The following is a 22,542-nucleotide window of genomic DNA, read 5'->3' on the forward strand; positions in this document are numbered from 1 at the left end:
AACAATGATTCGGTTTGACGAACAGAGAACGATATGGGTCATGGAAACCAAAACGGCAGCATACGCGATAGGGCTGTGCGACACGGGAACGATCAACCACATTTATTTCGGCGAGAAGCTTCCATACCTCTCCGATTATCCACGCGCTGAGATTGAGGCGAAATATCCCTATACGTTAGGTAGTGAATTGAGCGCTGAGGAGTTCATGGGGTGGTCAAAAGCTAAATTTACGGAGCCTTGCTTGAAAGCAACCTTTGCCGATCAGGTGAGGGATGCCGTGCTCGACTATACATCATGGAGTATGACGGTAGATTCGTTAACGATCGTGCTCACGGATCGGGACTATCCATTATCGGTGCTATTAACTTATAAGCTCTATGAGGATCTCGACATTATCGAGCGTGCTGCGGTGATCGTGAATGAAGCCGAAACCAGCGTAACGTTAGAAACGGTTCTCTCCGGCTCGACATTCGTACCCAAACACAGGAATTACCGGCTCGGTTACTTAACTGGGAAATGGGTCGGCGAGACGCAATTCGATCAAATGATGCTGCCAACGACGAAGGTCGTGCTGGAAAGCAGAAGAGGTACGACGAGTCATTTTGCTAATCCCTTCTATACATTGGATCCGAATGGACAGGCAACGGAAATGTCCGGTGAAGTGTATTTCGGTGCACTTGCGTTTAGCGGGAATTGGAAAATTACGCTGGAAAAGGATCACTTCGGACTCGTTAAAATTAGTGCGGGCTTAAACGATTTTGATTTCAGTTGGGATTTGAAACCACAGAGCAGCTTCAAAACCCCGAGCTTTTTTATCGGCTATACGAATTCTGGATTCGGTGAAGCGAGCCGAAATATGCACCGGCTGCAGCTTCAGCACTTACTGCCAGCTCCAGCAAGAAGCGAGCTTAGAAAGATTCTTTATAATTCGTGGGATGCGACTTATTTTGACTTTGATGAAGTGCTGCAGGCGAAGCTTGCGGAAGAAGCTGCGTCTATCGGCGTGGAGTTATTCGTCATCGATGATGGATGGTTCGGGAAGCGCATGAATGACAAAGCCGGATTAGGCGATTGGCATGTGAACCCGGAGAAGTTTCCTCGAGGATTAAACGGTTTAATCGACAAGGTAAATGCGCTCGGGATGGATTTCGGCTTGTGGGTAGAACCCGAGATGGTGAACCCGGACAGCGATCTATATCGTGCGCATCCCGAGTGGGTGTACCATTTCCCAACGAGGCAGCGGACGGAAATCCGCAATCAACTCGTCTTGAATTTGGCGAGGGAAGATGTCCGCGACTATATTTTTAGTTTTATGGATGATCTATTAAGCAAACATTCGATCACATTTATCAAGTGGGACATGAATCGGAATTTCAGCGAACCGGGATATCCCGGGGCGCCTGTCTCCGAACAGCGTGAAATCTGGGTGAGGCATGCCTTAGGCGTGTACGATATTGTGAGAAGATTAAAGGAGCGTCATCCTGCTGTGATCTTCCAATCTTGTTCCGGCGGCGGAGGAAGAGTCGACCTTGGTATTATTCAGTACTTTGATCAAGTGTGGACCAGCGACAATACAGATGCCTATGACAGACTTCGCATTCAGGAAGGCTTCTCATTCGCTTATTGCGCGAAAATTATGGAGGCTTGGGTGTCGGATGAAGTCCATCCCTTGAATCAAAGAAAGCTTGCTCTGAAATACAGGTTCCATAGCGCCATGATGGGGAACTTGGGGATTGGTGACAATTTGCTGAAATGGTCCGATGTGGAGCGAGGTGAAGCGCGCGAACTGATCGAGCTGTATAAGAACATTCGCCCAACGGTTCAACACGGTGATCAGTACAGACTGCTATCGCCGAGAGACAATGAGCTATCCGCGACGATGTATGTGAGCAGGTCGAAGGACGAAGCAGTCGTATTCGCTTTCCTGCGTTCGAACTCTTTCGCAAATACGTTGCCTAATCTTCGCCTGGCTGGTTTGGAGGATCAGGCTATTTATATAGTCGAGGGCGTGACGGAACCCGTAAGCGGCATGGCTTTAAAGGAAATCGGGATTAAGCTGAACCTGGTTGGCGATTATGCCAGCGCACTTATTCGCATCTATAAGCAAGCAACAGGGGAGGTTGAAAGATGAGCTTAGCGGGTAAAGCGGCTATTGTCACCGGTGGCGGCTCGGGAATCGGCGAAGCCATTGTACGATTGTTTGCGGCAGATTTTGCGAAAGTAGTCATTGCCGATTGGAACGATAACGATGGGACAAGGCTCGCCGACGAACTGCGCTCATTCGGAATGGACGTGATTTCAGTAAAGACGGACGTTTCGAAAGAAGCGGACGTTCAAGCGCTCATCCAGGAGACCATCAGGCAATTTGGTCGATTGGATGTGCTAGTCAATAACGCCGCTGTTATTATGCCGAAGTACCTTGAGGACGTTCAAGAGGAAGAATTCGATCGTCTTGTTAGCGTTAATCTGAAAAGCGTGTTTCTCATGATTAAGCACGCGATCCCAGAATTGCGGAAGACGCGAGGGACAATCGTTAACATGGCTTCCCTAAACGGATTGATCGGGCAAAAGATGAATCCGGTCTATGCTGCAACGAAGGGCGGCGTAATCGCGATGACGAAATCTCTGGCCCTGGATTATGCGCATGACGGCGTTCGCGTCAATTGCATTTGCCCGGCTGGCGTGTCTACTCCTTTATTGCAGCAATGGATTCGGCAGCAGGATGATCCGGAAGCCACCGTGCAAGCCCTTAACGACATGCACGCGTTTGGCCGTCCAGCTAACTCTGATGAGATCGCACGGGCGGCGCTCTTCTTGGCGAGCCATCAATCAGGTTTTGTAACCGGCGTTGCGCTACCTGTGGATGGGGGAGCATCGCTAGGCTACTAATCGTATTCATATCACATGACTGGGAGATGGAACATATGAAAATTACCAAAGTTGAAAGTTTTGTATTGCACGTGCCGATCACGCCTCCGATTACAGATGCCATTAATGTTGCTACGCACTGGGGATTAGCCGGTGTTCGTATTTATACCGACGAGGGATACGTAGGATATGGTTACACCGGAACATGCGCTCATGGCGACGATATGATCGTCGATACGATTGAGAAGTACTATGCGCCGCTGCTTATAGGTAAAGATCCTTTCATGGTAAAGGAACTATGGGATGACATGCGTTTTGGCAAAATGCATTGGATCGGAAGAGCCGGCGTAACCCATATGGCGTTGGCTGCGGTGGATGTGGCTTTGTGGGATATCATGTCCAAAGCTTCGAACAAGCCGCTCTGGCAGTATCTTGGAGGTGCCAAATCCAAGCGCATTAAAGCGTATAATACGAATGGCGGCTGGTTGAACTGGTCGAAGGAGCGCCTGCTGAAGGATGTAACGGAGATCGTGGAAGCAGGATTTACGGGTGTGAAGATCAAAGTGGGCAAGCCGGATCCGCGCGAAGACTACGACCGGTGTAAAGCAGTGCGGAAGGCAATCGGAGATGATGTGATCTTCATGATCGACGTCAATCAGCAATGGAACATCAATACGGCAATGACATGGGGCAAGAAGCTGAAAGAATTCGATCTGTTCTGGCTGGAAGAGCCACTGAACCCGGATGATATCATGGGTCACAAGAAGCTCGCGGATGCATTAAATGTACCGATTGCGCTAGGCGAACATGTCTACAATAAATATGCTTTCCGTGATTATATTCACCAAGGTGCCATCGAATATTGCCAAGTGGACGTAACGCGCGTAGGCGGTATTACAGAGTGGCTGCAGGTAGCAGGATTAGCTGCTTCCTATGATATTCCAATCTGCCCTCACATAGGCGATATGGGACAGATTCATCAGCATCTTGTCGCTTCCACTCAGAATGCGATTATGCTGGAGTATATACCGTGGATTCGCCATATTTTTGAAGAGCCGGCTACCGTGAAGGAAGGGCATTATGTGCTGCCTGAACTGCCAGGTGCCTCTACGACGATACTTCCTAAGTATTTTGAAGAGTATCGGGTGAGGTAAGAGGACCATTCAGAATGCGATCTTGCAAGAGTATCAGGTGAGATAGTTAATCTTTATAGACAGAGCAAATGTTCCCGTCAATTAGGGGGCATTTTTCTTGTTTCATGAAGCGCTACATAATTTGTTTGAAAACGGTTATTGATGTATCAATAGTTTTAGACTTCACGTTCTGTATAATCGACTATCGGTGGTAGTATCGGTCTCGCGAATTTAATCATTTTTTTTATCGCAATTTTTACGATAGTAGCCCGGATTCACTCCTGTTTCAGACTTGAATGTTTTGGAGAAGTGGTGGACATCCGTAAATCCGCAGTATTCGCTCGCCTTTTGCAGGGATAGGCCGTCTCTTAACAGTTCTTGCGCGTAATTAATTCTCAGCTTTAGAAGATACTGATACGGACTCAGGTGGAAATGCTCCTTGAATAGTACGGTGAACCGGGAAGGAGACAGGCCGGCTCTCTTAGCCATATCCTCAATATGTATGGGCTCCGATATGTGAAAGGCGAAGTAGGACGTAATCCAATTTAAGAATGGCTGTTTAGTTAGCGTGCGTGGTTGAGGCGCCATATACGTCTTGAAAACGATCGTTAACCATTCATGAGCAAGCTGATTAGCGTCCATGATTCCGATGTAGGTTTGCAATTGCCAGTTCTCGATGATCTTGAATGCGAGATCCCTTAACTTGTGCTGATTGGTTGTCTCCAGCTTAAAGGGGATATTTACGGTTTCACAATCATGAAGCCGCGGCTGCATGAAATCCATATAGGTCGACATGTCTAATTGGCCCGGTCTGGTGACGAAACTGTTCTCCCTATGAGGATTGTAGAAGAAATCCAGGTGAACATAGGGATTTATCGTATTGCCGATTCCTTTAATCGTATGCATGTCACCAGGCTGAAGCAGGCAGAGATCTCCTTCTTTCACAATATGAAGGACACCATCGATTTGAATTTCAAATTGACCTTCTTGAGCATAAAAAATGATGTAATCCAGCAAGCTTCGCTCACCTAGAAAAAAAGGCCGACGAATCGCATAGTCTGCGTTCCGGACATAAGGCGCAATCGCATAATCCTCTACCTTCATTATAAATCATCCCCATAGATAATCGTTTTTTACATAAAATCCAGTGCTTTTATATACAGTTTTTGCTGCGCTAAGCCTCTATACTAATCGTATCTGCATTATATCATTTTTGCGAAGGGGTCGAAGGTTAAAATAACTATATATGGCGTAAATATGAGGGAAATCGGCTTCTCACTTGGACTAATAGAGGGAGCAGAGGCATCGTATTAGCGTGTAAATGATGGTTGGTAGATTGGCAAACAGTTAATCGTCTGAACCAAGAAGACACGTGAACGAAAGAATTGTGCATTTCATGCAAATGAACAAACAGTTGAAAAATGCATTTCGAATTATTTAGTAAGCGCTTTCATTTTAGACCTATTTGGGTTTTGGAAAGGATGGATGATCAGCTTGAAATCTGTAACTAGAGAGGCAACTCTCAATAGAAGCAGGGTGATTACAGAATGCATCAAACACAAAAATTTATTGCTGATGCTTTTGCCTGGTATTATCTTCTTTCTAATATTCAGATATGGACCCATGTATGGTATTCAGATTGCATTCAGAGATTTTAAATTCAACAAAGGAATCACCGGAAGTGAATGGGTAGGGTTGAAGCACTTTTACGATCTGTTCAGCCGACCGAGCTTTCTTGAAGTTTTTACGAATACGATAAAAATCAGTATATATAAGCTTATTTTCGGCTTTCCGGTTCCAATTATTTTTGCCTTACTTTTAAATGAGCTCAGAGTGGTGAAATTCAAGAAAGCGGTCCAAACGATCAGTTATCTACCGCATTTTGTTTCGTGGGTCATACTTGGAGGCTTGTTCATTCAATTACTATCGCCAACGTCCGGTCCGTTAAACATCCTGCTGAGGGAACTCGGGATGAAGCCTATTTATTTCTTAGGTGATAATGCATGGTTTGTAGGAACACTGGTCGTTACTTCAATCTGGAAGAGCGTAGGTTGGAGCTCCATCATATATCTGGCTGCGATTGCAGGGGTTAACTCCGAGTTGTACGAGGCAGGGAATCTTGATGGTTGTAATCGCTTCCAGCTTGCCAGGTACATTACTTTTCCGGCCATTTTGCCAATCGTAACGATCATGTTTATTTTCGCTGTGGGAGGCATTGTCGCTGACGACTTTGATCAGATTTTCAATCTTTATTCTCCGGCTGTTTATAAGGTGGGCGATGTTCTGGGGACCTATGCGTACCGGAATGGGATAGAAAGCATGGATTACAGCTTTGCAACCGCTGTTGGTCTCTTCACCAATATTGTTTCGCTGATTTTGGTGTTGGCGGCTAATTTCTTAGCAAAAAGATACAGTGATAATGGAATCTGGTAAGGGATGTGAGCGAGTTGAATAGTTCTAGCCGGATAAAGAAAAGTTTTGGCGAGCACGTCTTTGATTCATTGAATGTCATTTTCATGATTTTACTTTGTTTTACGACAATCTATCCCTTTATGTATCTCCTATCGCTTTCATTAAGCGCAGGCAATATCTCTCTTACTAAAATTCACTTTATTCCTCCTGAGCTGTCATTTGATAATTTTAAAAGCGTACTGAGCTATAGCTACATCAAAACGGGGTTTGTAAATTCGACCCTACGTGTTGTTCTTGGGACTTCTCTGGAACTATTCTTCTGCCTGATTACGGCATATCCGCTTACTAAAAAAAATCTGCCCTTCAGAAATTTATGGACCGGAATTGTAGTGTTTACGATGTTTTTTGGTGGAGGGTTGATTCCCAACTACATCTTGATGAGAGAGCTGCATCTGATGAACACCATATGGGCGTTGGTTCTTCCGAATTTGGTTCCTGCATTCTCCATGATCCTGATTCGAAATTATATCAGTTCACTTCCTGAGAGCATTGAGGAGTCCGCAAAAATCGATGGCGCAAATGAGTTTACAATCCTATTTCGTATCATTACGCCGATGATTACTCCTATCCTTGCCACAGTTGCACTTTGGTCTATTGTAGGTCATTGGAATGCATGGTTTGACTCGATGTTGTATTCAACGTCGCCTGAGAATCAGGTTTTGCAAGTTGTCATGCGAAACATTATTCAAAAAGGCGATGTGAATTTGGAGGCTGGGTCAACCACAACAACACTTGCTGGTAGCGTTAATCCAACAACCATTAAGGCTGCTACCATCATGATCACATCGCTGCCCGTCATTGCCATTTATCCTTTTTTACAAAAATATTTTGTTAAAGGGATTATGGTTGGTTCTTTGAAGGGATAAAAAACTGGGGAGGTAAGACAATGAAGAATCTATTCAGCTTAAGAAAGAGTATGGTACTTGTTCTATGTACCGCTATGCTTGCATCGTTCACAGCATGTGGTTCCGATTCAAACAACGCATCGAGCGGTGAAAAAACTGCAGGAAATGATTCCAAGTCAAATGAGACGAATGACTCTACTACAGCATCAAACTTTGACAAAAAACTTGATATTTCTTGGGTGGGTTGGACAGGCCCGGTTGATAACGAGGGTGAGATTGTCAAAGAGATTGAAGAGAAATTTAATGTAAATCTTACGATGGTAGACGTCGGTGATGCGGCTGCATTTGATGTCAAAATCGCTGCAGGCGAAGTTCCTGATGTATTTCCGCTAAACTTCTCCAAATATCAAAAATACATAGACGATGAAATTATTAGTGAAATCCCATATGAAACGATTCAAAAGGATGCACCGGCTCTATACGACGCCTACCAAACTGAAGTGTCCAAGTATTTGGATTTGACGAAATCGGATGATAAAAACTATGGTCTCGTTGTTCCTAATCCGGAAAGTGGTAATTTCAGACCGCTTGTTGTTTGGAGAGGGGACTGGCTTGAAAATGTAGGCATCACAAAAGAGCCGGATACATTGGCGGAATTTGAAGACGCCATGTATAAATTCACTAACAATGATCCGGACAAGAACGGTAAGAAAGACACGTATGGTTTGTCTACATCGATGATGCAAGCCGTTTATGGCGCATATGGCTATCTCCCGACTGCATGGACAAGCAAAGACGGAAAGCTCGTGTATGGTGCTGTCCAGCCGGAAATGAAAGAAGCATTGAAAGTTTTGGCCAAATGGTATAAAGACGGTGTTCTAACTCCTGAATTTGTAAATGCGGGTGGAGAAAACAAAGGCGGAGACTGGTCAATCGCAACCGATTTTGTAAGCGGCATGATTGGAGTAACCAGCTACCCGGAATACCTCTACTGGAAGCCGGCTCAATCAGATGGAGATCGCGAAGGCTCAAACATTATGGAAATGAGAAAAACGCTTCCAGATGCGGTAGACAAGTTAGTCTATGGTAAGCCTGTTGCAGGTCCGGATGGTAAGAGAGGTCTAGAGCTTAGAAACGCGCTTCAAGGTAGATTTATTGTTATGGGCAAGCAAGTCGAGAAGGACCCAGAGAAGATGGCTCGTATTTTAAGTATCCTGGAATACAGCTCAGCTACGTATGAAGGTTACATGCATACGCGTTATGGTAAAGAAGGCGTGAATTACAATTTAAAAGATGGACTTCCTGAAGCGATTGGCTCGTTCTCCGATTGGAATGAAATCGTGAAAATCGGCGGAGGCGCAACATTCAATAATGCGATCTGGATGCCATCTATCATTGGGAAAGTTAACCGCGAGTATGCCTGGGGCATGTCTCTTGGAACACTCCAAAGTGATGGTATTATGAATGAGGTTATTCTACCTCTCCCATCTCAGCCTAAATATGGAGCAGAGCTTGATAAAATCAGATCAGAGGCATACGTTGATATCATTACAGGCAAGCAGCCGATCGAGTATTTCGACACATTTGTAGAAAACTGGAGAGATGCAGGCGGTAAAGTGCTTGAAGAGGAAGCTGCTGCTCGATAATGTTATCAGTAAGAAAACAGAGAAAGCTGCCGACAAATTCGGCAGCTTTTTTGCATGATGAAAGTTAAGCATAGGGATAAAACTTTAACGGCTATCAGCGTGGCTATTTCATAAAAATAAGCCCTTTTAAAAGTCTAACGGTTGTGACAGACGTTGCAGCAAATTGGTCGATTCCTAGTGGAAAACGTTCAATTAAGCTCGCTGGCAACCGTTAGAAAATAAAAAGGGTGTATGTATGCCAAATAAGCACTGTCACAACCGTTAGAGTTGGAATGCGACAAAGCATGCGCTCATTGCTGAAGTATGGGAACATACGTGACACGTATATTCATTTTTTTTGTCTCATTATTCATGCTTGAATCGTTTAATGATTACAACAAAATTTTTAACATAAAGAACACGTTTTCTTTTCTTGTGCGGCAGAATCGCGATGGTAAAATAGATTAGATATAAATGAGCACATGCAGCTCATGCCATATACCTGCTTTAACGGAGGAGACCCGAATGATCAAGCGGCTGTTTATCAACCGGAGCATACGTACCAAACTCGTCTTGAGCAGCGTGGTCATCTCCCTTATCCCGATGCTCTTCCTATCTTTCCTGTTCTACAGGTCAAGCTCGCTTTCGCTGGAGCGTACCATGGTCAGGAGCGCCGACCAGAACGCCGAATATTTGTCCAATTACTTGGATCAATTCTTCCGCGGCTTCTCTTCGTCTGCCTTGCAGGTCTATGGCTTCAACCAATTGGTCAATCTGATGCGCAATGGTGCTAATTACAACAACGCAGATATTTTTCAAACCAAGGATGCGCTCGACAACTACTATCGTCTCGTTCAAAGCAAGAATAAAGATGTGATCAAGATCATGATGTATGGACAGGACAATAAGCTGAGGGATTCCTGGTCGAGAGCGGCCAGCTACGATTCGATTCGGTTCGACGATTCCGTCCCCCATGCAGATGAATTGCTGGATTTGCCGTTTCAGCACGCCCTGATGTTCACTTATGTGGACAAGGAGCAGGGGGAGCGGTTTTTCGTGTATGCCATCACGATCTATGACCCTTTCTATCGAAATAAATACGGCACTTTAGTTTTCTATACGAAGATGAGAGATTTCGTGAAACAGATCGAAACCTATAATAGATCCCCGAACAATATTGTCCTTCAGAATGATAAAGGCGAAACCTTCTATCGCACGAACGATCAATTCAGTGACGCGGTCCAAACCTACATTCGCTCGGATAACTTCGCCTCTTACGGCAAGCGCGAGCTTCAATTCACGGACCACCGTCAGGCATTGATCAGCACGTCTTCGCTTGACAATGGCAACGTCGGGCTTACGCTCCTATACTCGAGCAGCGAGCTCGCGCAGAACCGTAAAAATACGCTGTGGCTGACGGTCGGAGCTCTTGCCCTCGTGATGCTCATCATTGCGTTATTCTCATCGATGGCGCAGCAGTTTATTACGCGGCCCGTTCAGTCGCTAAGCAAGGCCATGCGGGCTGTCCGTAAAGGGGATTTCCATGTCACGCTGAAGCCGAGCCCTTGGCGCGACGATCTGTCCGAATTGACAAGAAACTTTAATTTCATGACAAACAAGATTCAAGAATTGATCGAGCAGGAGTATCAGCTGCTCATTCGCAACAAGGAAGCGCAGATCATGGCGCTGCAAATGCAAATCAATCCTCATTTTCTATACAATACCCTTCAAACCATCGGCGGCAAAGCCGTGTTAATCGGGGAATATGACATTCATGAAATGTGCAGGGCTCTTGGTGATCTGTTCCGTTACAATTTCTACGAAGGGAATAGCGAGTCCACCATCGGCCTGGAAGTGGTGCATCTCAAAAATTATTTATATATTCAGCAGCTTCGTTTCGAAGAATCGCTCGTTACCGAGTTCGATGTGGAGCATGCGCTGCTTGAATGCAGCGTCATCCGGTTCGTCCTTCAACCCATTGTAGAGAATGCGATTGTTCATGTACTGGGTAAAACCGAGGACAGGCAGCTTCATCTGCAAATCACGGCGGTGCAGCAATCGGATCGGGCCATCATTAAGGTGCGGGATAACGGTCCAGGTATAGACGCGGAGCAACTGGCTCGGCTTAGAACGGTTCTGGGGCATAGGAACACCGAAGTATTCAGCGGCATATCGATCGGCTTGAAAAACGTGAACGAGAGAATTCGCATGTACTACGGATCCGATTATGGGCTCAGAATCGATAGCATCGAAGGCGAAGGTACGGAAGTGATGGTAACGATCCCCTACAGGAATAGAGGTATGCAGCATGTATAAGGTTATGGTAGTGGACGATGAGCCGTGGAGCCGCAAATCGATCAGCAAAATGATCAGCGAGCTTGCTCTGGACGTCGAGGTTATCGCGGAAGCAAGGCACGGCGAGGAGGCGCTTGCGCTTATCCCGATCCGAAGGCCGCATATCGTCGTAACCGACATGAATATGCCGGTATTGGACGGCGGGCAGTTTTTGGAAGCGCTTCATGAACGGTTCGGCGAAATCAAGGTAATCGTCATTAGCGGTTATTCGCAGTTCGAATATATGAAGGCGGCCGTCACCTATCAAGCATGCGAATATGTGCTCAAGCCGGTGTCCGTTACGGATCTCGAGCAAGCACTCAACAAGGCGATCCAAGCCTGTAACACGTACATGAGCATTCAGCAGCAAATGCGGTTTAATCAGGAGGTTCGGCTTCTTAAGCGGGAGACCTTTCTGCAAACCGTTACAAGCCATCGGATTACGAATACGGCGGATATACAGCGGGAAGCAGGAGAGCTCGGTATCGCCGTGGACGGCGGTTATCGGGTTGCGGTGTGCATGTTTCGGCAGTTCAGCGAGATGTCCCGAACTAAATTTCACGGGAACGCGGATCTGTTCTTATTCAGCCTGGAAAATATTCTGTACGAAGTGATGCGGGAGGACAAGCTGCATGTCTATAAATCGGATGACCGTACGCGTATTTGTCTGCTCTTCCCGGCTGCTTCCTATGATGAACAAAGGGCTCGGCAGCTATTGAAGGACTATCACGAAGCTGTCAGTAAAATGCTGCTCGTCGGCGTGGTAGCCGGGCTTAGCCGTGCTTATGCAAGACTCGAAGAGCTTCCTGCCGCGTATCAAGCGGCTAATGACGCGCTCCGAAATAATCGCCTGCTGGGGGAGTCATTCGCATTCTCATCGGCTGAGAGCCCGGGAGCGGTACAGCCGGTTGAGCTGCTGGGCTCCTTCGATTTGAAATCGATGAGGCAAGCGATCGGAGCCCATAATGCGAAAGACTTCAGGCGGCTGCTGAACGATTACTGCGAAAAGGTTGGCAGGCAGCCTAATGTCACCATTCGCCAGATCCAGCGCGATATGAGGCAGATGATTGAGCTGTCGCTTTCGGAATTGAAAGGGATTAAGGCAACGCAGTCCGTATTGCTCGACGCTGACGAAGTGTCCCGCATCTTGGACGAGAAGGAGCTGCATACATTCCTCAGCCTGCTTACTCAAGCTATGGAAGCCCATTGTGCCAGCGTCGGCGAGGCGGAGAATGTTCGCTCGGTTCGCGAAATCGCCATGTTTCTGGATGAGCATTATTTTGAGGATTTCAGTCTCATCGACGTTGCGACGCGCTTCCATATGGATGCCGCGTATTTGAGCAAGCTGTTCAAGAGCATCACGCGCGAGAACTTCACCGAATATGTCACGCGCAAACGAATGGAGAAGGCTTGCGAGCTGTTGAAAGCATCCGAAAGCAAAATCAACGAAATATCCGAGCTGGTCGGTTACGAGAATCAGCGGTATTTCAGTCAGGTATTCAAGCGTTTTACCGGGCAGACGCCTTCCGAATACCGGGATGGAACGGTTGGAGCAACGGAAATCACAAAATATTGAACATGGCAAACACAAATTAATTCATTACGTGAAAAGTGGCCGACCGATAAGATAGACTCATGGACGAAACAATCGTCCTCGGACAATACAGGAAAAGGGGACTGGAAAATGAAAAAGAGTTTGGTCGGTCTGAGTGCCGTCATCGCAATGCTTTCTCTTGCGGCATGCGGTAACGCGAACAATGATGCGTCGTCATCCGCGAACACATCTTCAAATGCATCATCGAATACAGCCTCGAATACGTCATCAACGGAGAACGCTTCCAATGCGGCTTCGAACACGACTACGAACGACACATCGGCGACTAATGCATCGGAAGCGAGCACGGAACCGGTAACGATTTCGTTCATGCACTTCAAGAGCGACGTGACGGACGGCATTCAGAAAATCGTCGATCAGTTCGAAGCGGCTAATCCGACCATTAAAGTCGATGTACAGCCCGTGAAATATGACGATTATTACACCATTCTAAAAACGAAATTGGCAGGCGGAGACATTCTTGACGTGTACACGTTGAATGCCGGCGCGCAGGCAAAATTGTTTGTGGACGGCGGTTACGTGGAGGATTTGACCGGGCAGGAATTCCTGAACAATTTCGATGCGGACGTGCTGACGTCGCAGGCAACGGACGGGAAGAACTACATTATGCCGCTGAACGCCGGACCGATCGCCGTATTCTATAACAAGAATATTTACAGTGAATTGAATCTCGAAGTGCCAAGAACGTTCGACGCCATGATCGAGAATGCGAAGAAGATTAAATCGGCGGGCAAAACGCCGTTCGCGCTCGGCTGGAAGGATGGCTGGCCGCTCGGCATGTGGATCGGCCGCGATTTGCCGAGTAACACGGCGCTTGCCGCGAACCAGCCCGACTTCTTCGACAAGCTGGAGACGGGCGGCACCAAATTCGCCGACAATCCGGCGATGCAGACAACGCTCGATCATGCCCAGCAAATATTCGATCTCGGCAACAAGGACCAGCTCGGCCTCGGTTACAACGACGTCGTCGACCTGTTCGCCAAAGGCGATGTCGGCATGATGTACATGGGCACATGGCCGCTTGCGGATATTCAGAAGAAAAATCCGGACTTGTACAATACCGGCATCGGCTACTTCCCGTATCCGTTCAGCAATGACGAAAGCTTGAACAAATTGGAGTTTAATCCGGATGCTTCGCTTGCGCTCGGCAGCAAATCCCAGCACAAAGAAGCGGCGTTGAAATTCCTTGCTTTCATGGCGAGCAAAGAAGGCGGAGACGCTTGGGTGAAGAATACGAACACGCTGAGCTACGTAAAAGGCGCAACGACCGACATCGCGCCGGCGTTGAACGATCTGCAGCCTTACTTCGATAACGGCCAGCTGTACAACTCGCAAGCGTATATGTCGAAAACGACGATCGATTGGACCGGTCAGCTCATCCAACACCTTCAAAAAATGTTCTTTAAGAAAGAAACGCCGGACCAAGTCATTTCCGCACTGGATGATTGGGTGTCCAAGAACCATAAATAATCGTATCCCAGATGACGGCATAGGCGGCGCCTATGCCGTTACTTATCGGAAAGGAATTCGTCTATGAATAGCTTAAAGCGATCGATCCGCAGCGAGATGTGGTATGTGCTGTTTATACTCCCGGGATTGTGTCTGTTTGCGTTTGCGGTGATCGTCCCGTTAGTCATTGGCGCGAAATATTCGTTCACGGATTGGGACGGCGTCGCACCTACCGCGAAATATATAGGGTGGGAAAACTACGCGCAGGCATTGCGCGATCCTGACCTGTGGGCGGCGCTTCGCAACACGTTCAAGTACGCGATACTGGTAACGGTGCTTGTGAACCTCGTGTCGCTGCTGCTTGCCGTATTGCTCGATTCTTATTTGAAATTCAGAAAAGTATTCCGCACGATCTTCTTCTTGCCCGTTGCGATCTCCACGGTGCTGTCGGCTTATATTTGGAGCTACAACTATAGTAATGGCCTGCCGAAGCTGCTCGGCTATTTCGGCGTCGATATGACAAGCCCGCTCGGTAATCCGGATCATGCAATGACGGCGCTCATCGTCATCTCGCTGTGGCAGGGGATCGGCTCTCCGATGATTATCTACATCGCCGGTTTGCAGGGCATTCCCGGGGAGCTGACCGAGAGCGCGCGGATCGACGGCGCCGGCTGGTTCGGCGCTTTCCGTCATATTACGCTGCCGCTGCTTGCGCCTTCGGTCACGATTAATTTGCTGCTCGTGCTGACAGGTTCGCTCAAAGTGTTCGATCTCGTCTTCTTGACGACCGGCGGCGGTCCTGCCTTCTCGACTCAGGTCATCTCGACGTTTATTTACAATGTCTCCTTCAATTCCGCTAAAGCGGGGTACGGTACGGCATTGTCGATGCTGTTCTTCCTCATTCTCGTCATCGTCACCATTGTGCAGCTGACTATTTTTAGAAGACGGGAGGTGGATATGTAATGAAGCTGACGCATGCGATCGTGCTTACACTGATTTCCTTATTGGCGCTCATATTCGTTTTTCCTCTGTACGTCGCGCTGCTCATGGCGCTGAAATCCGCGAAGGAAACCTTCGACTCCTTCTACGCGCTGCCGACGAGCTTGCATCTGGATAATTTCGTGCATGCATGGAAAACGTCGAAGTATCCGTCCGCGATCCGAAACAGTCTGTGGGTAAATCTGCTTTCCGTCGCGTTGATCATCTTCGTATCCGCGCTTGCGGGGTACTCTATTGCTCGTCGGAATAAACCCGTCTATAAATTCATCTATGTACTGTTTCTTTCCGGCTTGATGGTTCCATTCCAGGTTATCATGCTTCCGCTTTATAAGATGGGCAAGATGGCTCATATGATCGATACTCACTGGGGAATCGCTTTGATTTACGGCGGCTTCGGCGTTCAGATGGGGGTGTTGTTCTATGCGGGCTTCATCCGAGGCATTTCGCTTGAGATCGAGGAAGCGGCGCGGATTGACGGTTGTACGACACCGGGCATATTTGCCCGCATCGTGCTTCCACTGCTCAAGCCCGTCACCGCTACCGTCGTCGTGCTGAATGCGCTGTATATTTGGAACGACTTCCTGCTTCCGCTGCTGTATCTGCAGGATAAAGCGTATCGCACCATTCCGCTGCAGCAGTATTACTTCTTCGGACAGTACAGCAGCGATTTGAATTTGGCCTTCGCTTATGCCGTCATGGGGCTTATTCCGATTATTGTTTTCTTCCTCTTCATGCAGAAATTCATTATTAAGGGCATTGCAGCAGGAGCGATTAAAGGATAAATCAGAATCATCATTATGGGAGGGACGTACAGAATGAAACGAAGCATTCAAGGATTGTTCGTTTTACTGCTCATATTTACGATGATTGGACCTATTAACGTTGCAGAGGCTAAACCAACCAAAGTATCCGTAGGACAGACGGGATCTGTCGTAACCGCTGACAACGGCTCGATATCGCTCACGTACGATTTGTCGACGGGGCGCGGCAGCTTCAAGCAAGGCCGTACAACGCTGATCTCGAATTTCTATTCCGATTATGAGCTTTATGGGACGAGTTCCCGCATTCATTCCTACGATCCCGGTACGCGTTCGGCAAAGTGGGAGGCAATCGGCAATGACGGATATGGCAAGCATGGCGAGCGAATAACGATCAAGAGCGTGCTCGATTCAGGACCGACCATCATGCTGCGGCTGACGATGTACGAGGACCAGCCTTATTTTCTGTCAGATATGACAGTGAGCAGTGCGGCAACCCAAACGATTAGTGTGCTGGAGCCGATTGCATCCGACAATCTGGATATCGGTTCGGGCACGGACAAACGGATCTATACGACGCCTTATACGAATAACTATGATTTCGGCGTAGCGCCCGTCGACGATTTCGGCAAAAGCCAGAACGGCTATGACCGCCCCTACGGCGTAGAAGATCAGTGGAGCGCGTTCAACGGAACAAGCTACTGGGTTGCGGCGGTATTTGATAATACGGCGAAGAATGGCGTCATTGCCGGAGCGGCCACGACGAAAGCTTGGAAAAGCATGCAGCATCTCGGTCAGGCGGCAACACCGAACGGCCCGCTGAGCGGCTTCTCCGTCTACAATGCCGGCGGACAGCAGAGCGGCACTTCCGTGTCGTCGGATGCCTTCTTTATTGGGTATTTCGATGATTATGAGTCGGGACTCGAGACTTTCGGGGAAGCATACACCGTCGAAGAGCCGATGCTGAAGTGGAAAGGCGATGTACCGAGGGGCTACAACACCTGGTACAACTTCTACAGCCAGTATGCTACAGCTGACGCGATGTATGCCATGACGGATTACTTCGTCGCGCATTTGAAGTCGCTTGGCTACAATTATATGAATTTGGACGCCAGCTATCAGGGGGTCAAAGGGCAGGAGCAGATCCGGAATTTGAAGGATTACGTTACCTATGTACATAGCAAAGGCATGAAAGCCGGCTCCTATGAAGCGCCTTTTGCGATCTGGAATAAGCTGACCGATCTTGTACCTACGACGACCTATTCGTTCGGCGATATCGCGCTGAAGGATGCGAACGGCAATCCGGTCATGTCCTATCTCAACACGCCGATAGTCGATGCGACGCATCCGGGCGGACAGGCGTATTTGAAGTGGCTGATGAATACCAATCATGTCGAGCCCGGCTTCGACTACGTCAAGCTCGACTTTATTGATTTCGGCATGTACGAAGGCAGCTTCTACGACAAGAGCAAGAACGGGATACAGGCCTACCGGATCGGAATGAAAATCATGCGGGATGCGCTTGTCGGTGCGTGGCAGAAAATTTTCATCGACGAATCGATCGCGCCGCTGCTGCCTTCGGGATACGCCCACGGCAGAAGAACCGGCTGCGACACGGTCATTGGTCTCGATGACGGCGCTGGCATCCATTATTCCGGCATTGAGCGCCAAGCGTTTAATGCGGCTGCATCGTGGTGGACAAACGGCACGTTGTATCCCTTTAACGATGCGGACATGTCGATGCCCGAAAATATCGTGCAAGGCGTGTACGGGAAAACAACGCTGAATCAATCAACGCTGTTAACCACTGCGATCGTGATGGGCGGCGGTCATTTGCTTCTTGGCGACGATGTTCCGTTCATTTCGGAGGACCGGATGAAGAAGCTCGTCATGAACAGGGAGCTGCTGGACGTTGCAGACTTAGGCAAAGCGGCAAGACCGCTTAGCATGACGAACTTCTATCTGAAAGGCGAGCATTCGCCGGAGACTCTGTATCTGAATGATAAGAATGGGGACGTCATCGTCGGCATTTCCAATTGGGATATGAACAACAGCAAGCCGGTCGCTGTTTCATTCAAGGATCTGCATCTCAGCGCGGACAAGGCGTACACGCTCTCCGAGCTGTACAGCCAGACGACGCTGGGTACGTATACCGGCAGTTATTCACGCACGTTAAGACCCGGCGAATCCGTTATGATTCGCATCTCGGGTAAAGGCTCGCGCAGCAACCCGGGAGCACCTGTCAACTTGGCGCTCGGTGCAGGGGTTACAGCTTCGGCATCCTCATCCTACGGGGCCGGCTACGAAGCATCGAACGTCATTGACGGCAATTTTTCAACCCGTTGGAGCGCAGGCTGGCCAGCGAATAACGATTTCAGCAACCAGTGGCTCGAGATCAACTTCGGCGCTCCGACGAGCGTCAACCGTGTCGTTGTCAGCGAGTACGGCTACGAGAAGCAGGAATATGAAACATGGAATTTTGCGCTCCAATATTGGGATGACGCAGCATCGCAGTATGTCGACTTGACCAAAGGGCTGACGCTTGGAGACAGGAGAGAGCTGGACTTCAAGACGGTCTCGACTTCGAAAATCAGACTTTATATGAAAACCAGCCACTGGCTTGGCTCCGTCAATGAAATCGAAGCGTACAACATTCCGGGCAATACCGGTTCCGTCATCGCGCAGGACGACAGCAACGGTTCGTTCTGGAGCTATTCGGATATCCGAGCGCAAACGCAGAGGATGCAAACCTTCACGCTGACGAGCGGATCGCTTCCTAAGATGGACGTGTATTATTACGAAAGCTATGTCAGCAAAGTGCCGGAAGACAATCTGTATATCGACATCGTGGAGCTCGATAGCAACATGAAGCCGGTGAAGAAGCTGTTTACCGCGGCCGTTCCGCCTTACAATCTCATGGGTTCTCCGCAGCCGTACTCGATTTACCCGAGACTGAGCGGACTCGATACGACGAAGAAGTACGGATTTATCCTGCGGTCGCCGAATTCGCTGGATGACGGATCTACCGATAACAAATACGGCTTTGCCTACAGCGGCGACGTTTATGCCGGCGGGATCGCTCAGTATACAGGCGATGGAGGGCAGACCTGGTCACCTCAAACGGATACGGACTTGATTTTCACCATTTATCAATAAAGCTGAAACTTACATCTCAGAGGAGTGATCGCTGTGCCGATTGGCTATTTGGAAGATGCCCGTATTTTCACCATCCGTACCGCACGGTCATCCTATCTGTTCGGCATCAACGACAGCGGAACTGTGCAGCATCTCTATTGGGGAGCCCCGGTGCATGCCGGGGATTGCGCCGAATTGCTGAGGACGAAACATCACAGCTCCTTCGATGCGGCCGTAGACCGCGAAACGGAAGAGTACGGGGGCTGGGGCGACCTTTTGTACGCAGAGCCGGCCTTGAAGGTGACATTCGGCGACGGCGTGCGCGATCTAAAGCTGCGATTTGACGGCTACTCGATGGATAAGCCCGAGGAGCTGGTCGTTCATTTGGCAGACAATCACTACGATATTCAAGTGAATCTGCATTACCACGTGTTTCCCGAATTCGACCTAATCGAGCGTTATGTAACGGTAACAAACGGCGAGCCTTCAGCTGTCCGCATCGAGCAAGTGTTGTCAGCCATCTGGTCGGTGCTTTCCCTATCCGCATACCGTTTGACACATGTCACGGGCCGCTGGGCAGGAGAGTATCAATTGAGGACAGATGTGCTCTCAGAAGGTAAGAAAGTGTTGGAATCAAGAAGAGGCTTTACAGGCCCGCACGCCAATCCATGGTTTGCGATCGACGACGGGACCGCCGGTGAAACGCACGGCAGTGTATGGTTCGGCGCGCTCGGCTGGAGCGGCAATTGGAAAATCGTCGCAGAAAAAACGACGTTCGGCCACCTCAGAATAACCGGCGGAATCAATGATTTCGACGGCAGCTTCACGCTCGCGCCGGGCGAATCCTTTACGTCCCCCGTCTTCACGGGCGGGTTTTCCGAGAATGGTTTTGGCGAGATGAGCCGTAAGCTGCACCGTTATCAGAAAGCCGCGATCCTGCCGGGCTCGCGCATCCGCAAGGTGCTGTACAATTCCTGGGAGGCGACGGAATTCGCTGTGAACGTGCTGGATCAGAAAGCACTCGCGCACAAAGCGGCGCATATCGGCGTCGAACTGTTCGTTGTCGACGATGGCTGGTTTGGCGCCCGCAACAGTGACCGAGCAGGCCTTGGCGATTGGCAGGTCAATCCGCAGAAGTTCCAGAATGGCTTGAACGAGCTGATCGACGAGGTCAAATCGCTCAGCATGGATTTCGGGATCTGGGTGGAGCCTGAATCGGTCAATCCGGACAGTGATTTGTACCGCGCGCATCCGGAATGGGTCTATCAATTCCCGACGCGTACCGGCTCACAGCTTCGGAATCAGTTGCTGCTGAACCTCGGGCTTCCGGAAGTCAAACAGTTTGTCCTCGATTTCATGACGGAATTACTAGGTGCCTACGATATTTCCTTCATTAAGTGGGATATGAACCGAACCGTAACGGAACCGGGCATTGCTGGTGAGCGGCAGCAAAGGGAGCATTCATACTGGATTCGCCATGTGAACAACCTGTATGAAATATGGGGCGAGCTTCGCAGGCGGTTCCCGAACGTAGAGTTTGAGACTTGCGCGGGCGGCGGAGCCCGAATCGACCTCGGAATTCTGCGTTTCGCGGATCAAGCCTGGATCAGCGATAATACGGACGCGCTCGATCGGCTACACATTCAGGAAGGCTTCACCTACGCATATGACCCGTCTGTCATGATGTGCTGGGTCACGGAGTCCCCTCACGGCATGAACGGAAGAAGGCTTCCGCTTTCCTTCCGGTTTCATAGCGCGATGATGGGCGGTCTCGGCATAGGAGCGAACATCGATCGCTGGACAGAAGAAGAACTGGCCGAAGCGAAGGACTATGTGGAGCAGTATAAACGAGTCCGATCGATTACGATGCATGGTGATTTATATCGCTTGTCTTCATTACGGCATTCCAATGTTGCGGCATGCCAGTATGTAGTCAGAGACGGGCAAGAGTCCGTCGTGTTTGCTTTCCAGAATGCGCAGCATTTCGGCGCTTGGGAACGCCGACTTGCTCTGCAGGGCCTTGATCCGGATGCCTTGTATCAGGTTGATGCCGGAGATGGCCGAACGGTTGAGCTGCATGGCAGCTTCCTAATGCGAATTGGCGTCGCATTAGGGTTCTCCGGTGATTGTCAGAGTCGAATGATCCGCATCGTTCGAGTTGAGAAATGATCATTGAACAATAAATATCTAAGTAGGCTGCGTAACATGCAGCCTACTTTTTTTATGTGCTAGCCTTTGGGGATTTTACGATATTCGGTAGGCGCGTAGCCCATGAGCTTCTTGAATAGGCGGGAGAAATAATAGGGGTCGGCAAGACCGACGGAGCCGGCGATCTCACGCACGGTTAAGTCCGTTAAATCGAGCATGCTTGCGGCATGCTGCATCTTCATGCGAAGGAAATAATCAATTGGGGAGAAGCCGGTTTCCTTGTTGAAGAGGTGGATCAAATGCTGCGTCGAAATGCCGGTGTATCTGGCAAGCTCAGGTAGCCGAACGGCTGTCCCTATGTGTTCGTTCATATACCGCATCGCTTTCTCCAGATACTGGTCTCGTTTATGGTCATGGCTTACATTCATAAGCTCTTGGCCAACGCCGCTCAGAACCCAGCGCATGGTCTGCGAGACGTATACATGGGAGTGAATCGAATAGGGTCTGTCCGAGATGATCGCAAGCGATTGTTCGATGTTGGAGACGAATTCAGAAACAATGGAGCGAGGAAGCGGGATAGCCTTGTACTGCAATCCATACAGACGGGTCAACTCCAGAGCGTGGTCTCCCTTCAAATGGAACCAATAAATACTCCACGGTTCTTGCTCGGAAGCCCAATAGCGGTGAGGCATGCCTGCCGGAATCACGATAAGGCTGCCTGACCCGATGTCGAGAGGTTCTCCGCCGTTTATTAGCACTTTCCCTTGGCCGTCGATGCAATAGATGAAGATATGGGCGTCTGTGCCTTCGGGCCTCTCCCTGTAGTGGTGCTTGGCATGCGGAAAGAAACCGATATCGCTAACGTACAGCTGCCGGGTCAGCTCGGTTCCGGCAAGCTCGCGCTGCATATACTCCGGGAGGACGAAGAGACGCTGTTCTCGAAATCCTTCCATTTTCTTCGTAGCGTGAATACGATCAAATCCCTTCGTTTCTCAGAGGTGCTTTATTACTGTTATTGTATCTGCTGTTGCGACGGTGTTCAATAACAATAAATCAGAATATAGTCCATCATTATCCGTTGATGCTCAATTGTTCTTACCGACGACGTTCGTTAAAGTAGGGAGTAGAATTCATATTTTAATAGGGAGTGACTGCAATTGA

The 22,542-nt window shown here is 48.9% G+C and carries 15 protein-coding genes; 13 read left to right on the forward strand and 2 right to left on the reverse strand.

The genetic code is table 11. The features are described from left to right. The first annotated feature begins 4 nt into the window (after positions 1 to 4). The 3 genes from AC0YNS_RS11075 to AC0YNS_RS11085 are packed head-to-tail and all read left to right on the forward strand — an operon-like array spanning position 5 to position 4,022. Positions 5 to 2,131, forward strand: a complete 2,127-nt coding sequence (locus AC0YNS_RS11075) for an alpha-galactosidase (RefSeq protein WP_475781055.1) — start codon at positions 5 to 7, stop codon at positions 2,129 to 2,131. Beyond that, on the forward strand, positions 2,128 to 2,889 hold the full coding sequence (locus AC0YNS_RS11080; RefSeq protein ID WP_475781056.1) for an SDR family NAD(P)-dependent oxidoreductase: 762 nt from the start codon (positions 2,128 to 2,130) through the stop codon (positions 2,887 to 2,889). The genes AC0YNS_RS11075 and AC0YNS_RS11080 overlap by 4 nt, the downstream gene beginning before the upstream one ends. A 35-nt stretch (positions 2,890 to 2,924) precedes the next feature. Further along, on the forward strand, positions 2,925 to 4,022 hold the full coding sequence (locus AC0YNS_RS11085) for a mandelate racemase/muconate lactonizing enzyme family protein (protein WP_475781057.1): 1,098 nt from the start codon (positions 2,925 to 2,927) through the stop codon (positions 4,020 to 4,022). A gap of 210 nt (positions 4,023 to 4,232) precedes the next feature. On the opposite strand, the gene AC0YNS_RS11090 is transcribed toward AC0YNS_RS11085, so the two are convergent. After that, positions 4,233 to 5,105: an AraC family transcriptional regulator gene (locus AC0YNS_RS11090; RefSeq protein WP_475781058.1), complete on the reverse strand. Its 873-nt coding sequence runs from the start codon at positions 5,103 to 5,105 to the stop codon at positions 4,233 to 4,235. Positions 5,106 to 5,495: 390 nt separating this feature from the next. On the opposite strand from AC0YNS_RS11090, the gene AC0YNS_RS11095 reads away from it, so the two are divergent. The 10 genes from AC0YNS_RS11095 to AC0YNS_RS11140 all read left to right on the forward strand — a co-directional run bounded on the left by AC0YNS_RS11095 (position 5,496) and on the right by AC0YNS_RS11140 (position 21,402). Further along, complete coding sequence (locus tag AC0YNS_RS11095) at positions 5,496 to 6,434, forward strand: ABC transporter permease (protein ID WP_475781059.1); 939 nt, start codon at positions 5,496 to 5,498, stop codon at positions 6,432 to 6,434. Between the two features lie 14 nt (positions 6,435 to 6,448). Beyond that, positions 6,449 to 7,339 carry a carbohydrate ABC transporter permease gene (locus tag AC0YNS_RS11100; RefSeq protein ID WP_475781060.1) on the forward strand — a complete coding sequence of 297 codons (891 nt, stop codon included), beginning with the start codon at positions 6,449 to 6,451 and terminating at the stop codon, positions 7,337 to 7,339. 20 nt (positions 7,340 to 7,359) lie between these two features. Continuing rightward, complete coding sequence (locus AC0YNS_RS11105; RefSeq protein WP_475781061.1) at positions 7,360 to 8,964, forward strand: type 2 periplasmic-binding domain-containing protein; 1,605 nt, start codon at positions 7,360 to 7,362, stop codon at positions 8,962 to 8,964. Positions 8,965 to 9,468: 504 nt separating this feature from the next. Next, positions 9,469 to 11,259 carry a sensor histidine kinase gene (locus AC0YNS_RS11110; RefSeq protein WP_475781062.1) on the forward strand — a complete coding sequence of 597 codons (1,791 nt, stop codon included), beginning with the start codon at positions 9,469 to 9,471 and terminating at the stop codon, positions 11,257 to 11,259. Beyond that, complete coding sequence (locus AC0YNS_RS11115; RefSeq protein ID WP_475781063.1) at positions 11,252 to 12,853, forward strand: response regulator; 1,602 nt, start codon at positions 11,252 to 11,254, stop codon at positions 12,851 to 12,853. Before AC0YNS_RS11110 ends, AC0YNS_RS11115 begins: the two co-directional genes overlap by 8 nt. Before the next feature lie 108 nt (positions 12,854 to 12,961). After that, positions 12,962 to 14,362: an ABC transporter substrate-binding protein gene (locus AC0YNS_RS11120; RefSeq protein WP_475781064.1), complete on the forward strand. Its 1,401-nt coding sequence runs from the start codon at positions 12,962 to 12,964 to the stop codon at positions 14,360 to 14,362. Between the two features lie 63 nt (positions 14,363 to 14,425). Then, complete coding sequence (locus AC0YNS_RS11125) at positions 14,426 to 15,304, forward strand: carbohydrate ABC transporter permease (protein ID WP_475781065.1); 879 nt, start codon at positions 14,426 to 14,428, stop codon at positions 15,302 to 15,304. Beyond that, positions 15,304 to 16,122 (forward strand): carbohydrate ABC transporter permease, encoded by an 819-nt coding sequence (locus tag AC0YNS_RS11130; RefSeq protein ID WP_475781066.1) that lies wholly within the window; start codon positions 15,304 to 15,306, stop codon positions 16,120 to 16,122. Before AC0YNS_RS11125 ends, AC0YNS_RS11130 begins: the two co-directional genes overlap by 1 nt. A gap of 33 nt (positions 16,123 to 16,155) precedes the next feature. Continuing rightward, complete coding sequence (locus AC0YNS_RS11135) at positions 16,156 to 19,254, forward strand: discoidin domain-containing protein (protein ID WP_475781067.1); 3,099 nt, start codon at positions 16,156 to 16,158, stop codon at positions 19,252 to 19,254. 33 nt (positions 19,255 to 19,287) lie between these two features. Further along, positions 19,288 to 21,402 (forward strand): alpha-galactosidase, encoded by a 2,115-nt coding sequence (locus AC0YNS_RS11140; protein WP_475781068.1) that lies wholly within the window; start codon positions 19,288 to 19,290, stop codon positions 21,400 to 21,402. A gap of 59 nt (positions 21,403 to 21,461) precedes the next feature. Here the strand turns inward: AC0YNS_RS11140 and AC0YNS_RS11145 are convergent, their stop codons facing one another. Further along, positions 21,462 to 22,334, reverse strand: a complete 873-nt coding sequence (locus AC0YNS_RS11145; RefSeq protein ID WP_475781069.1) for a helix-turn-helix domain-containing protein — start codon at positions 22,332 to 22,334, stop codon at positions 21,462 to 21,464. Between the last annotated feature and the right edge of the window lie 208 nt (positions 22,335 to 22,542).

The sequence above is a fragment of the Paenibacillus sp. J22FR21 genome (assembly GCF_056269135.1).

Coding starts and splice junctions, on each gene's coding strand:
- AC0YNS_RS11075 (WP_475781055.1), top strand. CDS start 5: ATGATTCGGTTTGACGAACAGAGAACGATATGGGTCATGGAAACCAAA.
- AC0YNS_RS11080 (WP_475781056.1), top strand. CDS start 2,128: ATGAGCTTAGCGGGTAAAGCGGCTATTGTCACCGGTGGCGGCTCGGGA.
- AC0YNS_RS11085 (WP_475781057.1), top strand. CDS start 2,925: ATGAAAATTACCAAAGTTGAAAGTTTTGTATTGCACGTGCCGATCACG.
- AC0YNS_RS11090 (WP_475781058.1), bottom strand. CDS start 5,105: ATGAAGGTAGAGGATTATGCGATTGCGCCTTATGTCCGGAACGCAGAC.
- AC0YNS_RS11105 (WP_475781061.1), top strand. CDS start 7,360: ATGAAGAATCTATTCAGCTTAAGAAAGAGTATGGTACTTGTTCTATGT.
- AC0YNS_RS11110 (WP_475781062.1), top strand. CDS start 9,469: ATGATCAAGCGGCTGTTTATCAACCGGAGCATACGTACCAAACTCGTC.
- AC0YNS_RS11115 (WP_475781063.1), top strand. CDS start 11,252: ATGTATAAGGTTATGGTAGTGGACGATGAGCCGTGGAGCCGCAAATCG.
- AC0YNS_RS11120 (WP_475781064.1), top strand. CDS start 12,962: ATGAAAAAGAGTTTGGTCGGTCTGAGTGCCGTCATCGCAATGCTTTCT.
- AC0YNS_RS11125 (WP_475781065.1), top strand. CDS start 14,426: ATGAATAGCTTAAAGCGATCGATCCGCAGCGAGATGTGGTATGTGCTG.
- AC0YNS_RS11130 (WP_475781066.1), top strand. CDS start 15,304: ATGAAGCTGACGCATGCGATCGTGCTTACACTGATTTCCTTATTGGCG.
- AC0YNS_RS11135 (WP_475781067.1), top strand. CDS start 16,156: ATGAAACGAAGCATTCAAGGATTGTTCGTTTTACTGCTCATATTTACG.
- AC0YNS_RS11145 (WP_475781069.1), bottom strand. CDS start 22,334: ATGGAAGGATTTCGAGAACAGCGTCTCTTCGTCCTCCCGGAGTATATG.